The following is a 19,280-nucleotide window of genomic DNA, read 5'->3' on the forward strand; positions in this document are numbered from 1 at the left end:
CCCAATGACTGCAGAGACCGCCTCTGCTGCGTGGATTGCGTTCGGTACGGTCGAGATCGATACCCTGGGCCATCGCTTGTTTGTCGATGGCGAAGAGGTCGGGCTCGAGCGCAAGGCGTTCGCCGTGCTCGTGCTGTTGGCACGAGAGCCTGGCCGTGTGCTGAGCCGGGATGAAATTCTCGACGAGGTCTGGGGCCATAGCCACGTAACACCCGGCGTACTCAGCCGCGTCATCGCGATGTTGCGTCATGCGCTCGGCGAGAGCGGCGACGAAAGCCGCTATCTGCACACCGTGCATGGCGTCGGCTTTCGACTCGATGCCCAAGTGCGGTCAGCCGCATCGCGTGAAGAGCTGATGGTGGACAGGCCATTGCCGGCCTCCGCACTTGCGTTCGTACCGCCCCGCGCCAGCGACGCCGGCGCGCCACCAGTTGCGACGGATGCGAGTCCGGCAGCACCTGAGGAGACTGATAAGCCACGTCGATTTGGCCGGCTGGTTGTCGTCGCGGTCGCGGTGCTGCTCGTCGCGGCGGCCCTGCTGTTCGGCGGCCATCAAATCGCGCGTCGTCCCGCAGACGCGTCGGCGGCGGTCGATCTCAAATCCGTTGCAGTGCTTCCCTTTGAGAATCTAAGCACCGATCAAGGCAACGCCTACTTCGCCAGCGGCATGCAAGACATGATCCTGACCGAGCTGGTGGGCATCGGCGGGCTCAAGGTGATCTCGCGCACCTCGACCGAAAAGTACCCGAGCCATCCGGAAGACGTGAAAACCATCGCGCGAGAACTGGGCGTGGCGACCTTGCTCGAGGGCACGGTGCAGAAGGTTGGCGATCAGGTGCTGATCAACGTGCAGTTGATCGATGCAGCCAGCGGCAATCATCTCTGGGCGAAAGCCTATACACGCACGCTGGACGATGTCTTCAATGTGGAAGGCGAAGTCGCGCAGAACGTAGCGGAGGCGCTGAAGGTACGGTTGACCTCGGCTGAGACGGCGCGCATCGATGCCGCGCCAACCTCCAACGCGGCAGCCTACGATCTGTATCTGCAGGCCGGTGCGCATGCCAACCGCGCCTACGATGATCCCGTGCTGTCATCGACCGAGTTGCCCGTGGCGATCTCGCTGTATCAGCAGGCCTTGGAAAAGGATCCGCACTTCGCACTGGCCGCCGCCGCGCTGGCGCGCGCCAACATGCAGATGTATTTCTTCGGACCCGATCGCACGAATGAGCGACTGGTCGAGGCGAAGACTGCCGCCGATCGCGCCCTGACGCTGCAGCCGAAACTGGGGCAGGGACATTACGCACTGGGCCTGTATCACTACTGGGGGCATCGGGATTACGTCGCTGCCACCAACCAGCTTGAGCTGGCCCGGCAGGCGTTGCCCAACAGCGCCACGGTTGAACTGCTTATCGCCGCGGTTGCCAGGCGGCAGGGACGCTGGGACGAGGCGGTGTCGCTCTTTCGCTCGGCCACTGTGCTCGATCCCCATAGCGAATTTGCGTTCAACCAGCTTGGCGTGACTTATCAGAGCATGCATCGCTATGCGGATGCCGACCGGGCTTATGCCTCTGCTCTCGCATTGAGTCGCAATCCTGCCGGTGCGCGTGTGACGCTGGCCTTCAATACGCTGATGTGGAAGGGCGATCTGGCCCCGCTGCGTGCCGCGCTGGCAGCGCTGTCGCCGGGGAGCAACGCCTACGCCGGCAACGTCATGGGCATGTATTTCGAGCGTTCGCTGGCACGCGATTATGCCGGGGCGATCAAGATTGCCGAGGCGGACAAGAACGAGGACTGGGACGATCCGGACAATATTGTCTTGCCACGGCGCCTGTATATCGCCTGGGCCGCGCAGTCGGCCGGAGACACGGCCAAGGCGACCGCGGGATATACCGCGGTGGCTGAGAAAGCGCGCGCCGCCCTTGTCGAGCGACCGGAAGACCCGGATCTGCATCTCGCCCTGGGATTTGCCTATGCCGGCCTCGGGAAAAAGGCCGAAGCCGTCGCGGAGGGCGAGCGTGCCGTCGCCTTGATGCCGGTCACCAAGGATGTACTCACCGGCGCGGACATGCTTGCCTGCCAGGCGCAGCTCTATATGCGAGTGGGCCAGCACGACCAGGCCATCGCCTTGCTCGATCGCGTGCTGTCGATGCCGACGGGCGGCATTTTGTCGGGTGCGTCGCTGCGGGTCGATCCGATCTGGGATCCACTGCGCGATGAGCCAGGCTTCAAGGCGCTGCTGCAGAAGTATCCGAGCGGCTAGCCAACAGGCGTGGCGCAATCGTATGAAACGTCGGCCTTGAACCAGGCCGCCAGCATCGATGCAAGCTGCATTTAACTTGCGTCGTCACGTTATCGATCAAGCTCTGACAACCTAAGTCGCAAACCGCGGCACCTATCTGTCTCCAGGCAACGAGGAAATGACATGAGCAAGGGTATGGATTCAAAGAAAAGCGACAAAAAGAAGCCGGCCAAGACCATGAAGGAAAAGAAGGCGGCCAAAGAGGAAAAGAAGCGAGCCGCCAAGTAGAACCTCGCCATCGCAACCTTTCCGTATCACCTCTGCCTCGACGCGGGGCTCACTGCGTCGAGCGCCGTCGTTTGACCCGGAGTGGCTCCGTTGAGGGGCGGATGCGGAATCATCACCTTAGTCAGGACAAGTCATGATCGCGAAGACCGCAAGCGGATGGGTGGCGGCTATTGTATGGCTGATCGCCGGTGCATCGGCCTCTCAGGCGCAGGAAGCAGTACCTGCTGCGCTGCAGCCGCCCGCCGGCTATACCGTGGCATTCACGGCCAAGGCCACCGGCGTTCAGATCTACACCAGCACGATCGAAACGGGCTCGCCACCGAAATGGACTTTTGAAGCACCGCTGGCCGAACTGACGGCTCCCGGCGGCGTGATTCATCACTATGCCGGCCCCTCATGGGAGGCCGCCGACGGCAGCAAGATCGTGCGCGACAAGGATGCGCCGGTTGCCACCGTACCCGCGAAACAACCCAACGCGGATATTCCCTGGCTGCTCATCAAGGTGACGCCTAACGCCACGCCCGGCATCTTGAGCAAGGTGGCCTATGTTCAGCGCGTTTCAACCGCCGGCGGCGCCGCACCCTCCGCACCGCCCGCCAACGCCGGCACCAAGGTCGGCGTTCCGTACACGGCAACCTATGTGTTTTACGTCAAATCAAATTGATGTCCAGTGCGGCGTTGTTCCTGCGGGTTGATCCTGGACCCGTTGCGTAACAGCCGCAGGCCACGCGAGGGCAACCAGGATGCGCTTTCGACATGCCGGAACTCCTTAAACTGTCGTCTTTCGATCTGATGCAGATAACGTAGGCCGAGCTTCCATGGCAAGGAGCAAGGGTCCATGAAGAGGTGGTCACCAACCGGCGGTGTCTTCGCTATCGTGTTTCTCGCATTCGCGATCCGATGCCTGGTTTCCATCGGGCGCGGCGATGGCGATCCGCTGTGGATACTTCAGTTTCTGACGTTGCCAGTTTCTTACTTGCTGGTCTTTCTCAGTGGTCACGTCCACGCCCTTTTCAATTTGTCCGACGACGTCGTGGGGTGGTCGGCCGCCATACTGGACGTCCTTTGGGGAGTGCTGATGTACTACTTCTTTGGATGGCTTCTGGAGCGGCCGCTAAGGCGCTAGCCATTGGCCCCATGGGTCGGTGCATGTCCGCTTTCCGATCTGCTTCGAACCGGATGCGGATGATTCGTCGCCCGAACACAGGTGATTTCCAACGCTCGATGCGCGCCTGGATTGGCGGGCATCGACTATGGCGCCTGGTGCGGCTGTTGAGCCGGCAAGTCCTTCATATCCGAAGTGACCACCGGTTCGGCAGGTCTGAGCCACTTGGCAAAGAAATGACCTACGCGCTCCTTGTAGCGATCTGCGCCATATCGAAAAAGGTCGACATGCTGGGCGCCATTGACGACCCACAACTCTTTAGGGTCGGCAGCCGCGGCGTACATCGCCATGGATTCATCAAGGTGCGTGTGACGGTCTGAACTTCCCACGATGAGGAGCTTTGGCACGTCAACCTTGGCAATGTGGTCAATCGGCCGCAGCTGCTCTGCCTTGATGCCGGTTCTCCAGGCGAGTGACTTCAGAAGCAGGGGTGACAGCCAGGCCCCTCCTTTCAGATGGATCAGGAGACGGTCGTACACGGCTTTATCGATGCTGGGATAGACCTGCTCCAACACCATGGCATCGACGTGCAACGGTGGGCTCGCCAACAAGCTGGCCGCGCCTCCCATGGAAGTCCCGATGACGCCGATACGTTCAAGCGGCAGCCGTGAACGCAAATAGGTAACGGCGGAGACGGCGTCGTCTGATTCGCGCAGCCCAAAAGTAATCCACTGGCCGGAGCTTTCCCCCGCAGCCTGGAAATCAATCAAAAGCACGGAATATCCAAGCTCATGGAGCCACCTCGCCCGTGGCAGCATCGCCAGTCGGTTGGCGCGCACGCCGTGGAGTAGCAGGACGGCGCCGCGACCGGGCGTGCCGGCTACGAACCATCCGCGCAGCGTCGCTCCCGAAAGGCTTTGGATAGATATGCTTTCGAACGGGAGGTCAGTCGGCGCTGCGCCGATGGACTCCCTTTGCGGCGAGATGAGCATGCCCTCCGCCATCCAAGCTGCGGATGCCACCAGCAAAGCCAGTGCGACGCATCCGCAGGCCGCGATCCGTCTCCATCGGCGTATGGCCATAGCGCTCTCTTCGCAGCTGATGTGGTCGGCGGATTGCCAAACCACAGGCTAGCGCGCACCTATGCATAAATCGGGCGTTGCCAAGGCCGCAAATCTGGCGGGCCAGAAAGTGGCGTTTCCCGGAAAAGCGTCCGCCGCTGACCCAGGGCGGAGCTGACTCAATCAGTAGCAGATCGAAGGACCAAGCCTTCGCCATCAGCGCGCTCGCAACGCGTTCATTTATGTGCCGCCGACCCCAGTGACAGGCAAAGGCACTCCTATGCGCCGCCGCTGATCGCGCAGGACAAGAAACGGGCGCTCGACGAGATAGTGCAAAAGAGCTGCTGCCGTGATGGCCACGAGCACGCAGCAAGCGAAGGTGATGATGCCGCGGTGATTGAGGTCATCCGGAAGATGCCTTGAAGCCAGCTTGAGCATCGCCTTGTGGCTCAGGTAGATGCTGTAGGAGGTGGTCGCAACCCAGGCGGTACCGGGCAACCTGATTCTAGCGAGGAGGCTGGCGGGACTTGCGGCGGCGGCAACGATCAGGGCGATGCCTGCTGACAGTATCGGGAAACCGAAGACGCAGGCTGCGAAGGTGAGGATGTCCCGGAAAATCCAGGCCGCGAACAAGACCAAGGCCAATCCAAGAAGCGCGAGCATATCGGGGCGTCGTTGCAGGCGCTCCCATGGCGATGCCCGGTAGACGCTCAGGATCGCCAGGCCAACGCCGCACAGCAATCCATCCAGGCGTGCGTAGGTGGGGTAGTAGATGAGCTCCATATAGCGTCGCCCGTCCATCTCCCACACACCACTGCCGCCCGCGTCAGGCGTTGCGGATTGCCACCAGGCGAATGCGCGCCACGCGATGCCTGCCAGCATCAGGCCAAGCATCACGATCGTCACGTGCTTCGCTCGCAAGCGGTGCGCCATGGCAAGCACCGCGATCGGGAAGATGAGATAGAAGTGCTCTTCCACGCACAGTGACCAGGCCGATGAGAACGCGTGCAGTACACGCTGGTCGACAAACAGGTTCATGGTGAAGGTGAGGAACTGCCAGAGCGGCTGGATCGCCGTTTGCTCCCGCAGGTTGGGCACCAAGAAATAGAGCGCCACTACAGTCAAATAGGCAGGAACAATGCGGTAGGCCCGCTGCCGGTAAAAAGCCCGCAGGTCCACTCCATCACCGCGCTTGTGGCGAAGGAGAACCTGTCGGCCAATCAGGTACCCGCTGAGGACGAAGAACAAGTCAACGCCCATCCAGCCGTATTCCTCGATCCAGCCAAATCCGTAGCCCATGCCGCCGACAATCCATGCATGCGTGCAAAGGACCGACACGATCGCGACAGCGCGCAGCAGATCCAGGCCTGGTAGACGATGCATGGGGTTCCTCCCTGAAATGGCGGGGAAGCATAGCTACTTTTCAGGCGGGCCTGCGGCTGGGTCTTAGTGCACGCATCTCAGGATGCCGTGGTTGCCCGTCAACCCAGAATTGTCGTGGCGCATTGCGGAGGATGGGGCCGTTGGGCAAGCTGGGAATGCCAGCTGCCGCGCCGAAGCGGACTATTCCCCGTGAGAACTGGATGGAGATGACGACGATGGATCGAGCCGAGAAGAAGTGTCTTGACGACATCGAAAAGTACGGCTGCCACATCATCCATGTGTTTGAGGAAGATGAGTTGCCGCCTTTCAGCTATTCCGTTGGCTTGGAACGCTCCATAGGGCGCCCGGAGCTGATCATCATCGGCCTGCGGAGAGAGTTGGCTCACTACATGATCAATGAGTACTGCGCCAGAGCGCGTGCTGGCGAGACGTTCAGTCCTGGGATGCGTGCTCAAGGTTTCCTGGATGACTTCGACTGCGAGTTCCGCACGGTGAGTCCAATCCACTACGAGCAATACACGGGCTGGGATATCTGGCTCTATGGAGGAACCAACTTTCGACTCCTCCAACTCGTATACCCATCCACCACGGGCGCCTGGCCTTGGGATGAAGACAGTGGTGAGGCGTTTCAGGCCTGGCAACCTGTGCTTGAAACCTAGCGCTATGGCAAAGTCCGCTTCCCGCCCAGAGCGGACGCGGTGCTTGAGGCTTCTAGAGGCCAGGAAAGGGCGCGACTGATGCCGAATTTCCTGGGCTTATGCGTTTCCCGCCCGGGTGGGAAAGTTTGGGTCTCTGTCCCGACGAACTCGTTGCGCGAGAGAAGCGCATGCACGCCCACATGGGGGTGGTCTTCTTTCAGCAGCACCTGTGAAAGGTGCAGCGCGAAGCGAAGCGCCATGACCGTCACTCCGAAAAGGATGGCCGAAGGCGGCTGACATCCGCCTTCGGCATCCGATCTGGTCTTGCTTAGTGTGTAGCGGTATTGAAGCCGGGTGTGGCGGTGATGAAGCTGCTTGCCGCCTGGATGTCGATGCTGCCCCAACCAGTGGCGTTGTCGCGACCGGCGACGGCGGAGTAGTAGCCGTTGTTGCCCGTCGTTACGTCGTGGAACGGAAACTGGCTGGCGTAGGCATACAGCGCCGGGGCGGCGAAGCCCAGGCCATTGTTGTTCGCCGATTCAAGTCGTGCCCACACGCCGACAAAAAGCGGGGATGCCAGGCTGGTGCCGCCGTTCAAGTAATAGCCGGACTGGCTGATGCCCGAGGTTGAGCTCGCCGTGAAGTAGACGATGATCGGCGAGTTGGTCCAGTCCGCGTCAAAGGCCACGTCCGGCACGGTGCGATGTGCATAACCGCTCGGCTGCCAGCTCGGCGTGGCTTCCGATGCACTCACGCCGCCACCGCTGTACGGCCAGGAGGCTTCCGAGACGTAGCTATCAGTTGAGGAGGTGTTGAGCGTGGTGCCGCCCACGGCAACCACGTACGGCGAGCTCGCCGGGTAGTTCACCGAAAGCTGCGTGGTGCTGCCATAGGCGCCGTTCTCCGGCGCACTGCCATTGAGCGGGCAAGGATAGGAACCGTTGTCGCCGGTGGCGGCCGAGAAAGTCTGTCCCTGGGTGACGCCCAGCGCGAAGGCCGAATCGGCAAAACCCGGCGCGCCATCGCACTCCGGAAGACCCCACGACATGTTGAGGACCTTCGCGCTGTTGTCGCTTACGGCTCGGTTGATCACCTGCAGCAGTCCGCTGTTGGAGGCGCCACTCGATCCCGTGCGCGAGCTGTAGGTGCCGCCGTCCGTATAGAAGATCAGCTTCTGAAGGCTGCCGGCTGCGCCAACGATCGCCTGCGCGTCCATGCCCCACTCGCCCTGGCCGCTGTCGTCCTTGCTGGTCGTGGTGACGGTCGACACGATCGAGGTCGGCACCGCGGTAATTCCCTGGCCGCTTTCGAACTTGGTCAGGTCGGTCTGCGCATTGGTCATGCTGCCCCAGCCAAGCACCGCCACGGTTGTATTGCTGGCCGTCGCGGTCGTGCCGGCGTCATAGACGGTCGCAAACTCCTGCGGGTAGTAGGCATGGGCTGCCGAATTGCCCGTCGTCGACACCACCGTATAAGCGGGCTTGATCTGCGATCCGGGCACCGAGAAAACGCGGGCCTGATGCAGGGTGTTGAAGCCCAGCACCTGATCCACGGTCTGGCTCAGCGCCGCCGGCACCTGCACGTCGCTGGTGTTGGCGATGCCATCCTTGCCGTGGCGCGTGTAATGGCCGATCGCTGTCCGGAAAGCATTGCGTGCTGCGCCAACGGTGCCATCGGCGGTGACCAGCAAGCGGTTCGGCGCGATCTCGATGTTGGTGAAACCCTGCTGCGCGAGATAGTCCGCAACGGACTTGGCTTGCTCCTGAGTGGGCGCAAAGAGCTCGGTACTGTCCTTGCTGCTCAGGAACTGATGATAGGACGGGCTGCCCTGACGGAAGAGTTCTCGCGTGAAATCCTGAAGAACGTCCTGGTTACGCAGCTTCAGCGACACGGTGATCGACACTGGCTCCTGATCGGCGGCATAGCCCTGAAAGGCGGCGTCGCCGGTATAGGGAACGTGGGTGCGGGTAACAGTCCACGACGACGCGTCGGCGCCAAACGCGGATTGCGCCACAAGGGCGCCCTGGATGCCGAGCGTCAATGCCAAAAGGCTCATCACGCGTCCGCCGATGAACAGGCGCGAGCCGCCTTTGCTTTCGTTTTTCATGCGCAAGAACTCCCCAATGATTGGATGACAGGCCCACATGGGCCGATGCAGCCAAAAAACGCAAACACAAACCCGGGCCATGGCGATGTGCGAATCGCCTTGGCTGCGCTGTGGAATACGGAATGCAAGAGAAGGCAGTACGGCTGCCTCGAGCTCTATGCGCTGGCTGTCCTTTTTTTATAGGGAAGTCGCGTCACTGGAAGTGTGACTACGTTCTCGTTGCGTGGCGCAAGAATATGCTGACGCGTGCCTGTCGTCGGCGTCGATGGCTGCACTCTCACATGGCCATCCAGATGGCTATCTGGTTTTTGCAGGATACCTGCCATCGCTGGTACCAAGCGCCGATGCCCGTATGGATTGGGGCATCTGCGCAACCGCAGCGCCCTTGCTTGCACCGTTGCGGCGACTGGCGGATAGCATCGGCGTAGCGTTCCCTGCCGTGCGAGATCCAAGTCTCCACGCGCAACTCGGGTGCGGTGCTATTCATTGGGTGCGCGTAACACCGGGAGCACGCCGTCGGATCTCTGCGGGCCCGCCGTTGGCCATTCGCACGACAAAGCAAGCGATGCCGCCCAGTACGGCGCCAAGGCGGGCGGGCAGCCGAGCCGTCGGCCAACAACGAGCACTACCGCACCCAGCAACGCTGCGCTTGCATAGATGTTCGCAACCAGCACCATGGGCACCCGCAGCTTCTGGGTCGGGTTGATCTGGGAGTTGCTCTTGTGGGGAGCATTGGCCTATGTATTCCTAAGGCTGTTGGCTCACCTAGAGTGACTGTTCACGTTGCGGCTGTTGGGCTCGTGTGGCATCCACACACCATCTCCGGGGGCTGGGTCTGGGAAATCCGGCACAGCGTGCACTCGGCCCGGCTTTGCGACCATTGTTTTGATGCTTTCTACTTCTCGACAAAAGCGCGCTCGATAACGTAGTCCCCCGCTTGGCCGACACGCGGGCTGATCGTGAAGCCGCGAGCATCGAGCAGGTCGCGTGTGTCCTTGAGCATTGCCGGGCTGCCGCAGATCATCGCGCGGTCGGTTTCCGGGCTGAGCGGGGCCAGGCCGATGTCCTGGAAAAGTTGGCCGGACTCGACGAGGTCGGTCAGGCGTCCGCGGTTGCGGTACGGTTCGCGCGTGACGGTCGGGTAATAAATCAGCTTCTCGGCGATCATCTCACCGAGCCATTCGTGCTGCAGCAATTCCCTGGTCAGATAGTCCTGGTAGGCCAGTTCGCTCACGGTGCGCACGCCGTGCAGCAGTATCACCTTTTCGAATTTTTCGTAGGTCGCGACGTCGCGAACGATGCTCATGAAGGGTGCCAGACCTGTGCCGGTGGCGAACAGGTAGAGGTTCTTGCCGGGCAGAAGATCCCTGATGACCAGCGTACCCGTGGACTTCTTACTGACGAGGATGTCGTTGCCCGGACGCAGGTGTTGCAGACGCGAGGTCAGTGGGCCGTTGGGCACCTTGATGCTCAGAAACTCGAGGTCTTCCTCGTAGTTGGCGCTGGCAATCGAGTACGCACGCATCAGCGGCGCCCCCTCAATCTCGAGGCCGATCATCGCGAAGTGGCCATTATCGAAGCGCAGCGCCTCGTCCCGTGTCGTCGTGAAGGAAAACAGCGTTTCGTTCCAATGACGAACGCTCAGGACCCTTTCAGTAGTGAAGGCAGTCATCTTGATGGGCGTCGTTGATGAGGTGGCGTTGAGTCGTTTTTTGCCATGGCGGGCGCCATCGTGGCGACCACGCCAAGGCGACTGCACCGAGCCATACCGTGTTGTCCGGTCATGACGATGCGCCATGCTGCTCTGCTGTTTCAGTTGCTGGCGAGGTAGTCGAGAACGCACGCATGAAGTTGCCAAGCCAGACTCGCCTGGCAATCGCGGGGCGCAGCAGTGATGACGGCGGCATCATCAGGTTCACGACTTTCAAAAACGTTGTCGCCAGCGTGCTGTCTTCCATCGCGGCAAGATGAAGCTTGTCGATGTACCAGTTGATGAAGCGCAGCATTGGCGTGCGCGCGCCCTTGACTCGCTGATTGCGCAGGTCGCTTCCGACCGCGATGTGCCACGGAATGTCCACGATCGTCGCGGCCGCCTTGAAGAACCGGCGCGCGAGATTTTTTGTGCCCGCGCTTAGACACTGTTGCAGCATCAAGGCCTCTTGGGCAGCAACGGTCATGCCCTGGCCGTAGATAGGGTTGAAGCTGCAGAAGGCGTCACCATACACCAGGTAGTTGCCGGGGAAGCGTGAGAGCTTTTCATACCGCCGGCGCTGGCTTTCGGCGTAGCGGTAGCGATTGAATCCACTCAGCGGCTCGCCGCGAGCGACGATGTCGTGCATCTCCATCGTCGGCAGTGTCGCCAGATAGGCGAGAAAGCCTTGATCATCGTCGGGCGCGTCATCGCCGAGAAAGCCGCCGGTGCTGATGGTCCAGCTGTCGTTCTCCTGCGCGAGCATGACGCCATTGCGCCAGTTCGGCGCACTGCCGGCGACGACGATGCCGAGCTTGCCGCCCAGCTCGCCTGGGCGACGTCGATAAGTACGAGTCATGTAGCAGATGCCGATATGGACCCTCTCCTGGGCGGGAGGCAGGTAGCCCAGCTGCTGGAGCCACGCCGCGCTTGATGAGCCGCGGCCAGTCGCATCGATGACAAGGTCCGCATGGATGGTTTCCTCCGGTTTGCCTCCGACGCGCGCGCTCACACCAATCACACTTTTGCCGGCGGCGTCAGCGACAAGGCCCCGGACAGAGCAATTCTCGATGGCGCAAACGTTCGGGAACGCCAGCAGTCGTCGGCGCAAGTGGCCCTCGAGCAAGGGGCGGCTCGCGAGCAAGCCGTCAAGGTCGCTCTTGCCGTTAGCCAGCCTGACATTGCGGCCGATCCAGATCACATCGTTCGCAACATCACCGATCAACCCGCCGCTCTGCGCCACGACCTCGGCGTTGTATCCCGGGAAGAACGCCTCGAGTACCTCGCTTCCGCGCGCCAGCAAACCGTGCGTATGGCGACCTTGCGGCACGCCCTTGCGCGGCGTGTCTGCCGCAGGAAACGCATCGCGTTCAAGCACGGTGACGGTGGTGTAGAAATCCGCCAGTGCGCGGGCGGCCAGAAGCCCACCCATGCTGGCGCCGATCACGATCGCATGCTCGCCCAGATTTTTCATGGCAATCCTCCGTTTCAATGGGTCGCGATGAATCCGGCAACCATCGCTTGCACGGAATGCTAGGATTGCCCCGTCCCCTGAGCGTCCCCTGGACGCCGTCACTGAGGGTCGCCTCGCCATGGCTCTGCTCAGAGTGCAGACGCTTGGATTTCCCGAGATACGTCGAGATGGCCGGCCATGTCCGCTGGCCTTGCGCAAAGGCCTTGCGCTGCTGGTCTACCTGGCCGAAACGAAGGGATCCGTCGGACGCGATGTCGTCGCCACGATGTTGTGGCCGGAAGGTAGCGAAGAGGTAGTGCGGGCGCGCTTGCGGCGCCTGTTGCATCACCTCCAGCGCACGCTGGGCGACGAGGTTCTCACCATCGACCGATCCACGGTGCGATGGTCGGCGACGATCGACCTGCAGGTGGATTCCCATCGATTCGAGCAAGCCTGTGACGATGGCCAGTTCGAGCGTGCGTGCGGACTCTACTGCGGTGACTTTCTTGAGGGCTTTACGCCTGGCGATTGCCCACAGTTCGACGAGTGGGCCTTCTTTCGTCGCGAGGCCTTGCGGGGCCGGTTGATCCAGGCGCTGGAGCGGCTGGTGCAGGATAAGCATGCAGCAGGCGACTATGCGGCTGCGGCCATGCATGCTGGCCGTCTGGTCGAGTTCGACCCGCTCAGCGAAGTGTACGGCCGGCACCTCATCCGCAGCCTCTTGCTCGCGGGCGACCGGGCCACCGCCCAGCGGCATTTCGAGGCCATGCGGCAGCGCCTTCACGACGAGCTCAACGTGGCTCCCGAATGGGAGACCCGTGCGCTGCTCGATGCCGGCACAACCTTGCCCAGCGAGAACCCGCCGTCAACGCGCTACGTCAGCGGTGAGGGCGTCCATCTCGCTTTCCAGACCTACGGCACGGGCCGCTTCGATATTCTGTTGTTGCCTGGTTTTGTGTCTCACGTCGAACGGGTGTGGGAGGAGCCCCGGTGTCGGGCGTTCCTGTCGTCACTCGCCGGGATGGGGCGTCTCGTCTTGCTCGATCGCCGGGGCGTCGGGCTGTCGGACAGGGTCGGCTTCAATCCCAGTGTCGAGGCCACCGCGCAGGACATCGGCACGGTGCTCGACGCCGCCGGCAGCCGCCGGGTCGTGTTGTTCGGCGCGTCCGAGGGTGGACCTGCATGCATCAAGTTTGCCGTCGACCATCCTCATCGCGTCGCCGGACTCATTCTGTTCGCCTCGCTGGCCAAGGGTGTCGCAACGCCCGACTACGGCCACGCGCTTCAGGCCAGCCAATATGAAAGATGGCTGCAGCACCTCATCGCAGGGTGGGGTGGACCTGCGGGTATCGAAACCTTCGCGCCGAGCCTGTCAGGCGATCCGCAGGCCAGGGCCTGGTGGGCAGGCTTGCTGCGGGCTGCGTCGAGCCCGGGCGCCATCAGGGGCGTGCTCGATACGTTGCGCGATATGGATGTGCGAGACCTGTTAGACCGAGTTGCCGTGCCGACTCTGGTGCTGCACCGTCACGACGACCGCGCGGTGCGCGTGGGCGCCGGACGGCACCTCGCCGGCCATATCGCGAAAGCGCGATTCGTTGAACTGGAAGGCGCCGATCATTGGCCCCATGCGGGCGATCAACAACCCGTCCTGGAGAACATCAAGCAATTTGTGGGCAACCTTGCTGTGTAGTTGCGAACCGCGGATAACAGGACGCGAGCTTCGGCGCAGTGCAAAGGCAGCGTCCAGAACCCGCCAAATGCAGGCCCGCGGAACCTGACACAGGCGATCACCTGTGCGTCATGTTTGACGAGCGCCGGCTTGCAACGATCAGGATGCGCAATCAGGGCGAGGGCCAATGTCTGTTTCCGGCCCAGAGCGGGCACTGATGTCTGAAGTATCCACTTTCTCCCAAAGTGAGCCTGGTTTATAAAAGCGACGTTCATCGAAAGGAAGCCGGGGCATGAGCAAGGATGCCGATCAGAGGGGAGCGTGGGACGAGGTCATGGCCCATGACCTGCCAGGAAAACTGCTACTGGTGGGACTCACGTTCACGGACATCGGGGGCAAGCCCGAGCGACAGGAGCAGTTCTGGGGGCGTGTAACTTCAGTTGCCCAGGATGCCGGCATCACACTGGCACTGCAGGGTAGTCGTGACGGAGAGTCTTTCAATCTCCCGCCAGACATGCGATCCATCGAGTCTGCTCCGCCGGGTGAGTACCACCTTCGGTCGACAGGGGAAGTCGTTACAAATCCCGACTACACGATAACCTTCTTCATCCAGCCTGGTGAGCGTTGAGTCTGCTGCGTGCGGTGGGTCGGCTTGCGATCCAAAGCGGACTCAACTTATGGAGCTGAACTACCAAGGAGGGTGCCTGTGAACGTTGCGCAGCTCATCGCGATCGCCTTGGGACTGGTGGCTGCAAACACGGCAGTGTTCGTATTTGCACTCAATCCGGGCATGACGAATGGTTTCTTCTTCGGTGGATTGCTTTTCTATCTGCTCGCGCAGTTGCCGCGCTCATGGAGCGGGTTGGCAATAACCATGCGTGAGTGGGGCGACAAATGGCGGGAGTGGCTGGGGCCCAACAAAGCGGTCGTCTCACATTCAGGGGAACGTCGTCTTGCTGCGCACCGTTCCATCGCCGTTCTCAGTCTGTTTCTGTTGTTCGGTTTGCTGTCGATGTGTGTTCGATCGCAAGAATCCAAACATGCTGTAACGACGGATCTGTCCTGCCTGCTTGGCATGTGGTTTGGATTTCTGACCGGCTACCTCGTCGTCATGGGTCGACGTGAATCACCACCGCGATGAGTTATCTCCAGCGAGCGTATGCCCGGGATTTGGTCAGCAGGGGCGAGGCAGGCTGGCCATGTCTGCCTTCGACGCAAAGCAGTCACGATGGTCGTGCAAATTGCAGTGCCATCGGGGCATAACCTTTCCAAGGAAGGAGGGCTTGGTGAACTTTGTTCTTGGTTGCCTGGGGATGGTCGTCTTCACGGTGTTGCGGCATAAGCAGCTCGGCTGGGCGTCTGTTGCCAAGTATTGGCTCGGATGGATGGCGGGAACTCTTGTTTTTGCCTACGTGTTGCGCACGGAAATAGGTGCCGGGGTTTACTGCTGGTGCTTTGTCCTCTATGCATTTACGCGGAGCTAGCGGCTGTTGCCGCCTCAGTGTGCCTCCCGTTTCCGGACTCCGACGGAATCAGATCCGATCCTGTCGTCTTGAGCTGAAAGGTCTGCTGCGCTCGGCAGCGGGTGATCGAGCCTCGGGGTCATGCCCTGGCCGGGTCGGCATCCGCGTCCGGCCCAGCGTCGTCGTCGGTCGTGCAACCACCATCTGGCCGATGGCCGGCTCCGCTGGCGTCAACCCCAAGCTGGCAGGAGGTCGTGCGTATGCGCGCCCTGCTCGCTGCAAACCGGCCACTGTTCGATTATCCTCATGGCGATATTCAACCGAAGGGGCGGTTGCATGATCGTAGGGATCGATTTGGGTACCACGCACTCACTTGTCAGTGTGTGGACACCGGAAGGACCACAGCTGATTCGCAACGTGCATGGCAGCTTCCTTACGCCATCCGTGGTCGGCATAGGCGACGACGGCGCCGTGCTGGTCGGTGCGGCGGCACAATCACGACTCGTGACGCACCCTCATCTGACGGTGGCCGCGTTCAAGCGCAGCATGGGGTCCGATCGGGTATCGCAGATCGGAACCCATCGGTTCCGCGCGGAAGAATTGTCCGCCTTGGTGCTCAAATCCTTGATCGCCGACGTACAAACGGAAACGGGCGAACAGGTCACCGAGGCCATCATCAGCGTGCCGGCCTATTTCAGCGACGCGCAGCGAAAGGCAACGCGCAATGCGGGAGCCCTGGCCGGCATCCAGGTCGATCGGCTGGTCAACGAACCCACGGCAGCCGCTCTGGCTTATGGCCTGGAGAAGAGTGGGGGCGAATCGCGATTTCTGGTCCTTGACCTGGGTGGCGGCACCTTCGACGTGTCGATCCTCGAGTTGTTCGACGGCGTGATGGAGGTGCATGCCACTGCCGGCGACAACTTCCTCGGCGGTGAGGACTTCGTGGGGGTGCTGACGCAGTCGTTCTGCCAGGATCTCAATCTTCGTTACGAATCGCTCGGCCCGAGCGACCGCGCCAAACTTCGCGAGCGGATGGAACGCTTCAAGCGCGACTTGTCGCAGGGCGCCATCCTCGATGCACCGGTGGATCTTGAAGCGGGTTCGTTTCGCTGGAGCATCACCGAGCCGGAGTTCGAATCGCGAGCGGCCCTGTTGCTTGGCCGCATGCGCGCGCCGATCGAGCGCGCGATGCGTGACTCCAAGAGCGCGAGCCACGACCTGGACGAGATCCTGCTCGTCGGCGGCGCCTCGCGCATGCCGATGGTCAGCCGTCTGGTCACGCGCATGTTTGGACGTCTGCCGCTGCGCCACATCAACCCGGACGAAGCGATCGCGCGCGGAACCGCCGTCATGGCTGGTCTCAAGGCACGCGCCGAGTCGTTGCGCGAAGTCGTGATGACCGATGTATGCCCCTACAGCCTTGGCATCGAGGTGTCGCACCGTGACGCGACGGGCCACCGTGAGAATGGCCTCTACTCGCCCATCATCGAGCGCAATACCGTGGTGCCGACCAGCAAATCGGGCACGTTCTATCCCACGGCAGACTTTCAGACATCGCTGAAGCTGCGCGTCTTTCAGGGCGAATCGCCGCGAGTGTCGGGCAATATTCTGCTTGGCGAGATCGAAGTGCCGCTGCCCCGCGCCGTCATCAGCGAAAACTCGGTAGACGTTCGATTTACCTACGACATCAGCGGGATCATCGAAGTCGAAGCACGGGTCGTCAAGTCACAGGAGCGCCACAGCCTGGTGATCCAACACCATGCGTCCTCCATGACGCCAGAACAGATCGCCGAACGCCTCGGCGAATTGGCGCATCTGAAAATCCATCCGCGCGACGACCAGGTGAATATGGTCCTCATCGCTCGCGCGGAACGCCTTTACGAAGAGCGGATCGGCGACGTGCGCAGAGTCCTGTCCGAATGGATACAGGCATTTCGGGCCGTACTGGAAAGCCAGGATCCCTTGCGCATTCGAACGGCGCAGAAACAGTTCGGCGATGCACTGGCAAGTGTCGAGGCGGAGTCGATCGTTTGAATCCGGCGTGGTGGACGATTCTTGGCATCGCGCCCACGGACGACGTGCGCTCGGTCAAGCGGGCGTACGCCACACGGCTGAAGGCATGCCGACCGGAGGATGATCCGCAGGCCTTTGCCCAGCTCCGCGAGGCCTATGACGCCGTTCTTTCCCGATTGAAGAGCGCTTCGAAGGAGCCCGTTGCTTATGCTGCCGGCGTGCACTTGGCACACGCCAAGCTCACGTCCGCTGTCCATGAGGAGCGCGTTGAACAATCGGCTGCGGGCCGGAAGCTTGCCGAAGATGCATCCCAGGTGGTCGACAAGGCGGCGCCGGCCGCTATCGTGAGGCCGCTGCCAACCATGCCGGGCGCTCCCCGCGCTCCCTTGCCGCCGCCCGCAACGCGGCTTGCGCCCGACGTGAGCACGACCGGTGCGCATCCGTCGCCACAGCAGGTGGCCGCGAACATTCTGGCGCAGACCAAAGATCGCGATGGCCGGTGGTCGGGATTCGCCATCTGGCTGCATGGCCATGACGCCCTGATCTCCCTGGATTTCAAGGCCGCCACGTCCGAAGCCCTGCTCCGGAAGATCGCTGCCGAAGGCTCCCCGCGCCGCGAAGCGATCGAGGTGCTGGCTCAGTTCTTTGGTTGGGACGACTACAGAAAGCCGGGCGCCCCGCACGTCGCCAGCATGCTCGTCACCCAGGTGCAGCAGCGCGTATCCAAGGACGAATTCGCAAAGTGGCTGGATGCACCGGGCAACCAAAAGAATTCGGCCGCGCGTACCCTAAGAACCGTTCGCAAGTTTGGTGGCGGTAAGCGCGCGTGGATGATGGCGTCCTTGCTGATCAACCGAAGCCGTATCGCGCGGTCGTTCAGGGCGGTCACGTCCACCTACGGCGGGGCGGCGCTGCCTGCTGTCCTGGGCGAAAAGGCGACCAGGTTCTGGTATCGCGCACTCGCGCCGATGCCCAACCTGCTGCAGATGGCCTTGACCATTCCGATGGCAGCCGTGTCTGCCATCCTCATCGCGACGCTGCTGCTGACAGACACCAGCAACGCCCCGATGGTGGCGTTGATAGGGCTGTGGACGGCCATGCTGCTCGCCGCCGCGCTCTTCTTCACCGACTGGTTCGGAATAGCCCTGCGTTCGTGGCAGCTGCGTTGGCATCCAGCCATCCGGCGACGCCTGCATGCTCTGGCGCAAGTGCTGCGACTGGAGAAAGTACCCAGGGAAGCATGGGGCGCAATGGTGCTGGCGGTGTTGGGCGTCGCCGGTTGGAAATGGCCGCCTTCCTTCCCGGACTGGCCGTTTTACACGCTGGTGCTGCTCATGTCGCTTGGCGCCTTCAAGGAACGGCGTGTCATCTATGGCTGCGCCATGGCAGCCCTTGGCGCATGCGCGTTGTCCAAACTCTTTTTCGACAATGGAAAAGTCCCGTTCCTCGCCCTCCTGGTCACGCTGTGGCTTGGTCGATGGCTGCACCAACGATGGACACGAGCGTTTCCACGGTCCAAGGCGAGGCAGGAGACCGTGATTCTCATCGTTGGAGTGACGATCGGACTGACCTGCTTTGTGCTCGCGGGATGGCGCCTCGGGTGACGCCACCGTGCACCGCGCGGCGTTGGCAGAGCCTCGACCGTATTCGGATCACGGGATTACTGGAGGATGAGCTCGGGGCCAGCGGTGAGATTCGGAGTGTGGTGATGTCTGCTTTCGACTGCGACTTCAGCCGGTCGACGCAACACACTATAGACGCGCAAGCGTTAGGAGTGTTGCGTCGACCGGCTGAAGTCGCAACCCAAAGCGGACATGCTATGGAGAGAACGCACGAACTGCCGTGTCAGCGTCATAACAGGAGAAAGGCGATGTTTAGTGTAGGAGGGACGTCACCGAAATCGGCGACGGCGAAGTTCATCTGGTGGTCGATCTTCTCGCTCCTTGTGCTGTCTTTCTTATACGTACTGACAAAAAACCTTGCCTAGGATGAGGCAATGGGTGGTTAGCGTATGTCCGCTTCCGACCGAGGCTGTGTGAAAACGTAAGCCCGATGGCGACCACAGCCTTGTTGCTTCGCTCGTCGTGCGTCAAAAGGCGCCGACGCGAAGCGACGCCATCAGGCCATGATGGCCTGCATCAGTAGCCTCACGCCAAGGATCTTCATCACCC

At 61.7% G+C, this 19,280-nt stretch carries 14 protein-coding genes; 8 read left to right on the plus strand and 6 right to left on the minus strand.

Annotation, left to right across the window (positions count from 1 at the left end):
- Nucleotides 1-4 precede the first annotated feature (4 nt).
- Both AC1DKY_RS02425 and AC1DKY_RS02430 read left to right on the plus strand, forming a co-directional pair.
- Nucleotides 5-2,260: a winged helix-turn-helix domain-containing protein gene (locus AC1DKY_RS02425; protein WP_441605315.1), complete on the plus strand. Its 2,256-nt coding sequence runs from the start codon at nucleotides 5-7 to the stop codon at nucleotides 2,258-2,260.
- Between the two features lie 400 nt (nucleotides 2,261-2,660).
- On the plus strand, nucleotides 2,661-3,191 hold the full coding sequence (locus AC1DKY_RS02430; protein WP_441605316.1) for a DUF3455 domain-containing protein: 531 nt from the start codon (nucleotides 2,661-2,663) through the stop codon (nucleotides 3,189-3,191).
- Between the two features lie 186 nt (nucleotides 3,192-3,377).
- Here AC1DKY_RS02430 and AC1DKY_RS02435 read toward each other — a convergent pair whose 3' ends face one another.
- From AC1DKY_RS02435 to AC1DKY_RS02445, 3 genes are all read right to left on the minus strand, one after another.
- Nucleotides 3,378-3,533 (minus strand): hypothetical protein, encoded by a 156-nt coding sequence (locus tag AC1DKY_RS02435; RefSeq protein WP_441605317.1) that lies wholly within the window; start codon nucleotides 3,531-3,533, stop codon nucleotides 3,378-3,380.
- Nucleotides 3,534-3,778: 245 nt separating this feature from the next.
- Entirely contained in the window at nucleotides 3,779-4,624 is an 846-nt protein-coding gene (locus AC1DKY_RS02440) for an alpha/beta hydrolase (protein ID WP_441605318.1), read from the minus strand.
- 309 nt (nucleotides 4,625-4,933) lie between these two features.
- Nucleotides 4,934-6,076, minus strand: a complete 1,143-nt coding sequence (locus AC1DKY_RS02445; protein WP_441605319.1) for an acyltransferase family protein — start codon at nucleotides 6,074-6,076, stop codon at nucleotides 4,934-4,936.
- A 140-nt stretch (nucleotides 6,077-6,216) separates the two neighbouring features.
- On the opposite strand from AC1DKY_RS02445, the gene AC1DKY_RS02450 reads away from it, so the two are divergent.
- Entirely contained in the window at nucleotides 6,217-6,735 is a 519-nt protein-coding gene (locus AC1DKY_RS02450; RefSeq protein WP_441605320.1) for a DUF4262 domain-containing protein, read from the plus strand.
- Between the two features lie 307 nt (nucleotides 6,736-7,042).
- On the opposite strand, the gene AC1DKY_RS02455 is transcribed toward AC1DKY_RS02450, so the two are convergent.
- From AC1DKY_RS02455 to AC1DKY_RS02465, 3 genes are all read right to left on the minus strand, one after another.
- A complete protein-coding gene (locus tag AC1DKY_RS02455) occupies nucleotides 7,043-8,821 on the minus strand; it encodes a S53 family peptidase (RefSeq protein ID WP_441605321.1) in 1,779 nt (592 codons plus the stop codon).
- An 895-nt stretch (nucleotides 8,822-9,716) separates the two neighbouring features.
- Nucleotides 9,717-10,493: a ferredoxin--NADP reductase gene (locus AC1DKY_RS02460; RefSeq protein WP_441605328.1), complete on the minus strand. Its 777-nt coding sequence runs from the start codon at nucleotides 10,491-10,493 to the stop codon at nucleotides 9,717-9,719.
- 109 nt (nucleotides 10,494-10,602) lie between these two features.
- Nucleotides 10,603-11,985 carry an NAD(P)/FAD-dependent oxidoreductase gene (locus tag AC1DKY_RS02465; RefSeq protein WP_441605322.1) on the minus strand — a complete coding sequence of 461 codons (1,383 nt, stop codon included), beginning with the start codon at nucleotides 11,983-11,985 and terminating at the stop codon, nucleotides 10,603-10,605.
- A gap of 118 nt (nucleotides 11,986-12,103) precedes the next feature.
- On the opposite strand from AC1DKY_RS02465, the gene AC1DKY_RS02470 reads away from it, so the two are divergent.
- From AC1DKY_RS02470 to AC1DKY_RS02490, 5 genes are all read left to right on the plus strand, one after another.
- Entirely contained in the window at nucleotides 12,104-13,654 is a 1,551-nt protein-coding gene (locus tag AC1DKY_RS02470) for a bifunctional AfsR/SARP family transcriptional regulator/alpha/beta hydrolase (RefSeq protein WP_441605323.1), read from the plus strand.
- A gap of 271 nt (nucleotides 13,655-13,925) precedes the next feature.
- The gene (locus AC1DKY_RS02475) at nucleotides 13,926-14,261 is read left to right on the plus strand and encodes a hypothetical protein (protein ID WP_441605324.1); all 336 of its coding nucleotides are present in this window, start codon (nucleotides 13,926-13,928) and stop codon (nucleotides 14,259-14,261) included.
- A gap of 78 nt (nucleotides 14,262-14,339) precedes the next feature.
- Nucleotides 14,340-14,774 (plus strand): hypothetical protein, encoded by a 435-nt coding sequence (locus AC1DKY_RS02480; protein ID WP_441605325.1) that lies wholly within the window; start codon nucleotides 14,340-14,342, stop codon nucleotides 14,772-14,774.
- 658 nt (nucleotides 14,775-15,432) lie between these two features.
- Nucleotides 15,433-17,130, plus strand: a complete 1,698-nt coding sequence (locus tag AC1DKY_RS02485; protein ID WP_441605326.1) for an Hsp70 family protein — start codon at nucleotides 15,433-15,435, stop codon at nucleotides 17,128-17,130.
- Nucleotides 17,127-18,713, plus strand: coding sequence for a hypothetical protein (locus AC1DKY_RS02490; RefSeq protein WP_441605327.1), 1,587 nt, complete (start codon nucleotides 17,127-17,129; stop codon nucleotides 18,711-18,713). The genes AC1DKY_RS02485 and AC1DKY_RS02490 overlap by 4 nt, the downstream gene beginning before the upstream one ends.
- The last annotated feature ends 567 nt before the right edge of the window (nucleotides 18,714-19,280 follow it).

This window comes from Dyella sp. 01N448 (genome assembly GCF_056399225.1).

Bases quoted from the DNA above. Each gene is read 5' to 3' on its own strand.
- AC1DKY_RS02425 (WP_441605315.1), top strand. From the start codon at position 5: ATGACTGCAGAGACCGCCTCTGCTGCGTGGATTGCGTTCGGTACGGTC.
- AC1DKY_RS02430 (WP_441605316.1), top strand. From the start codon at position 2,661: ATGATCGCGAAGACCGCAAGCGGATGGGTGGCGGCTATTGTATGGCTG.
- AC1DKY_RS02440 (WP_441605318.1), bottom strand. From the start codon at position 4,624: ATGCTCATCTCGCCGCAAAGGGAGTCCATCGGCGCAGCGCCGACTGAC.
- AC1DKY_RS02445 (WP_441605319.1), bottom strand. From the start codon at position 6,076: ATGCATCGTCTACCAGGCCTGGATCTGCTGCGCGCTGTCGCGATCGTG.
- AC1DKY_RS02455 (WP_441605321.1), bottom strand. From the start codon at position 8,821: ATGAAAAACGAAAGCAAAGGCGGCTCGCGCCTGTTCATCGGCGGACGC.
- AC1DKY_RS02460 (WP_441605328.1), bottom strand. From the start codon at position 10,493: ATGACTGCCTTCACTACTGAAAGGGTCCTGAGCGTTCGTCATTGGAAC.
- AC1DKY_RS02465 (WP_441605322.1), bottom strand. From the start codon at position 11,985: ATGAAAAATCTGGGCGAGCATGCGATCGTGATCGGCGCCAGCATGGGT.
- AC1DKY_RS02470 (WP_441605323.1), top strand. From the start codon at position 12,104: ATGGCTCTGCTCAGAGTGCAGACGCTTGGATTTCCCGAGATACGTCGA.
- AC1DKY_RS02475 (WP_441605324.1), top strand. From the start codon at position 13,926: ATGAGCAAGGATGCCGATCAGAGGGGAGCGTGGGACGAGGTCATGGCC.
- AC1DKY_RS02485 (WP_441605326.1), top strand. From the start codon at position 15,433: ATGATCGTAGGGATCGATTTGGGTACCACGCACTCACTTGTCAGTGTG.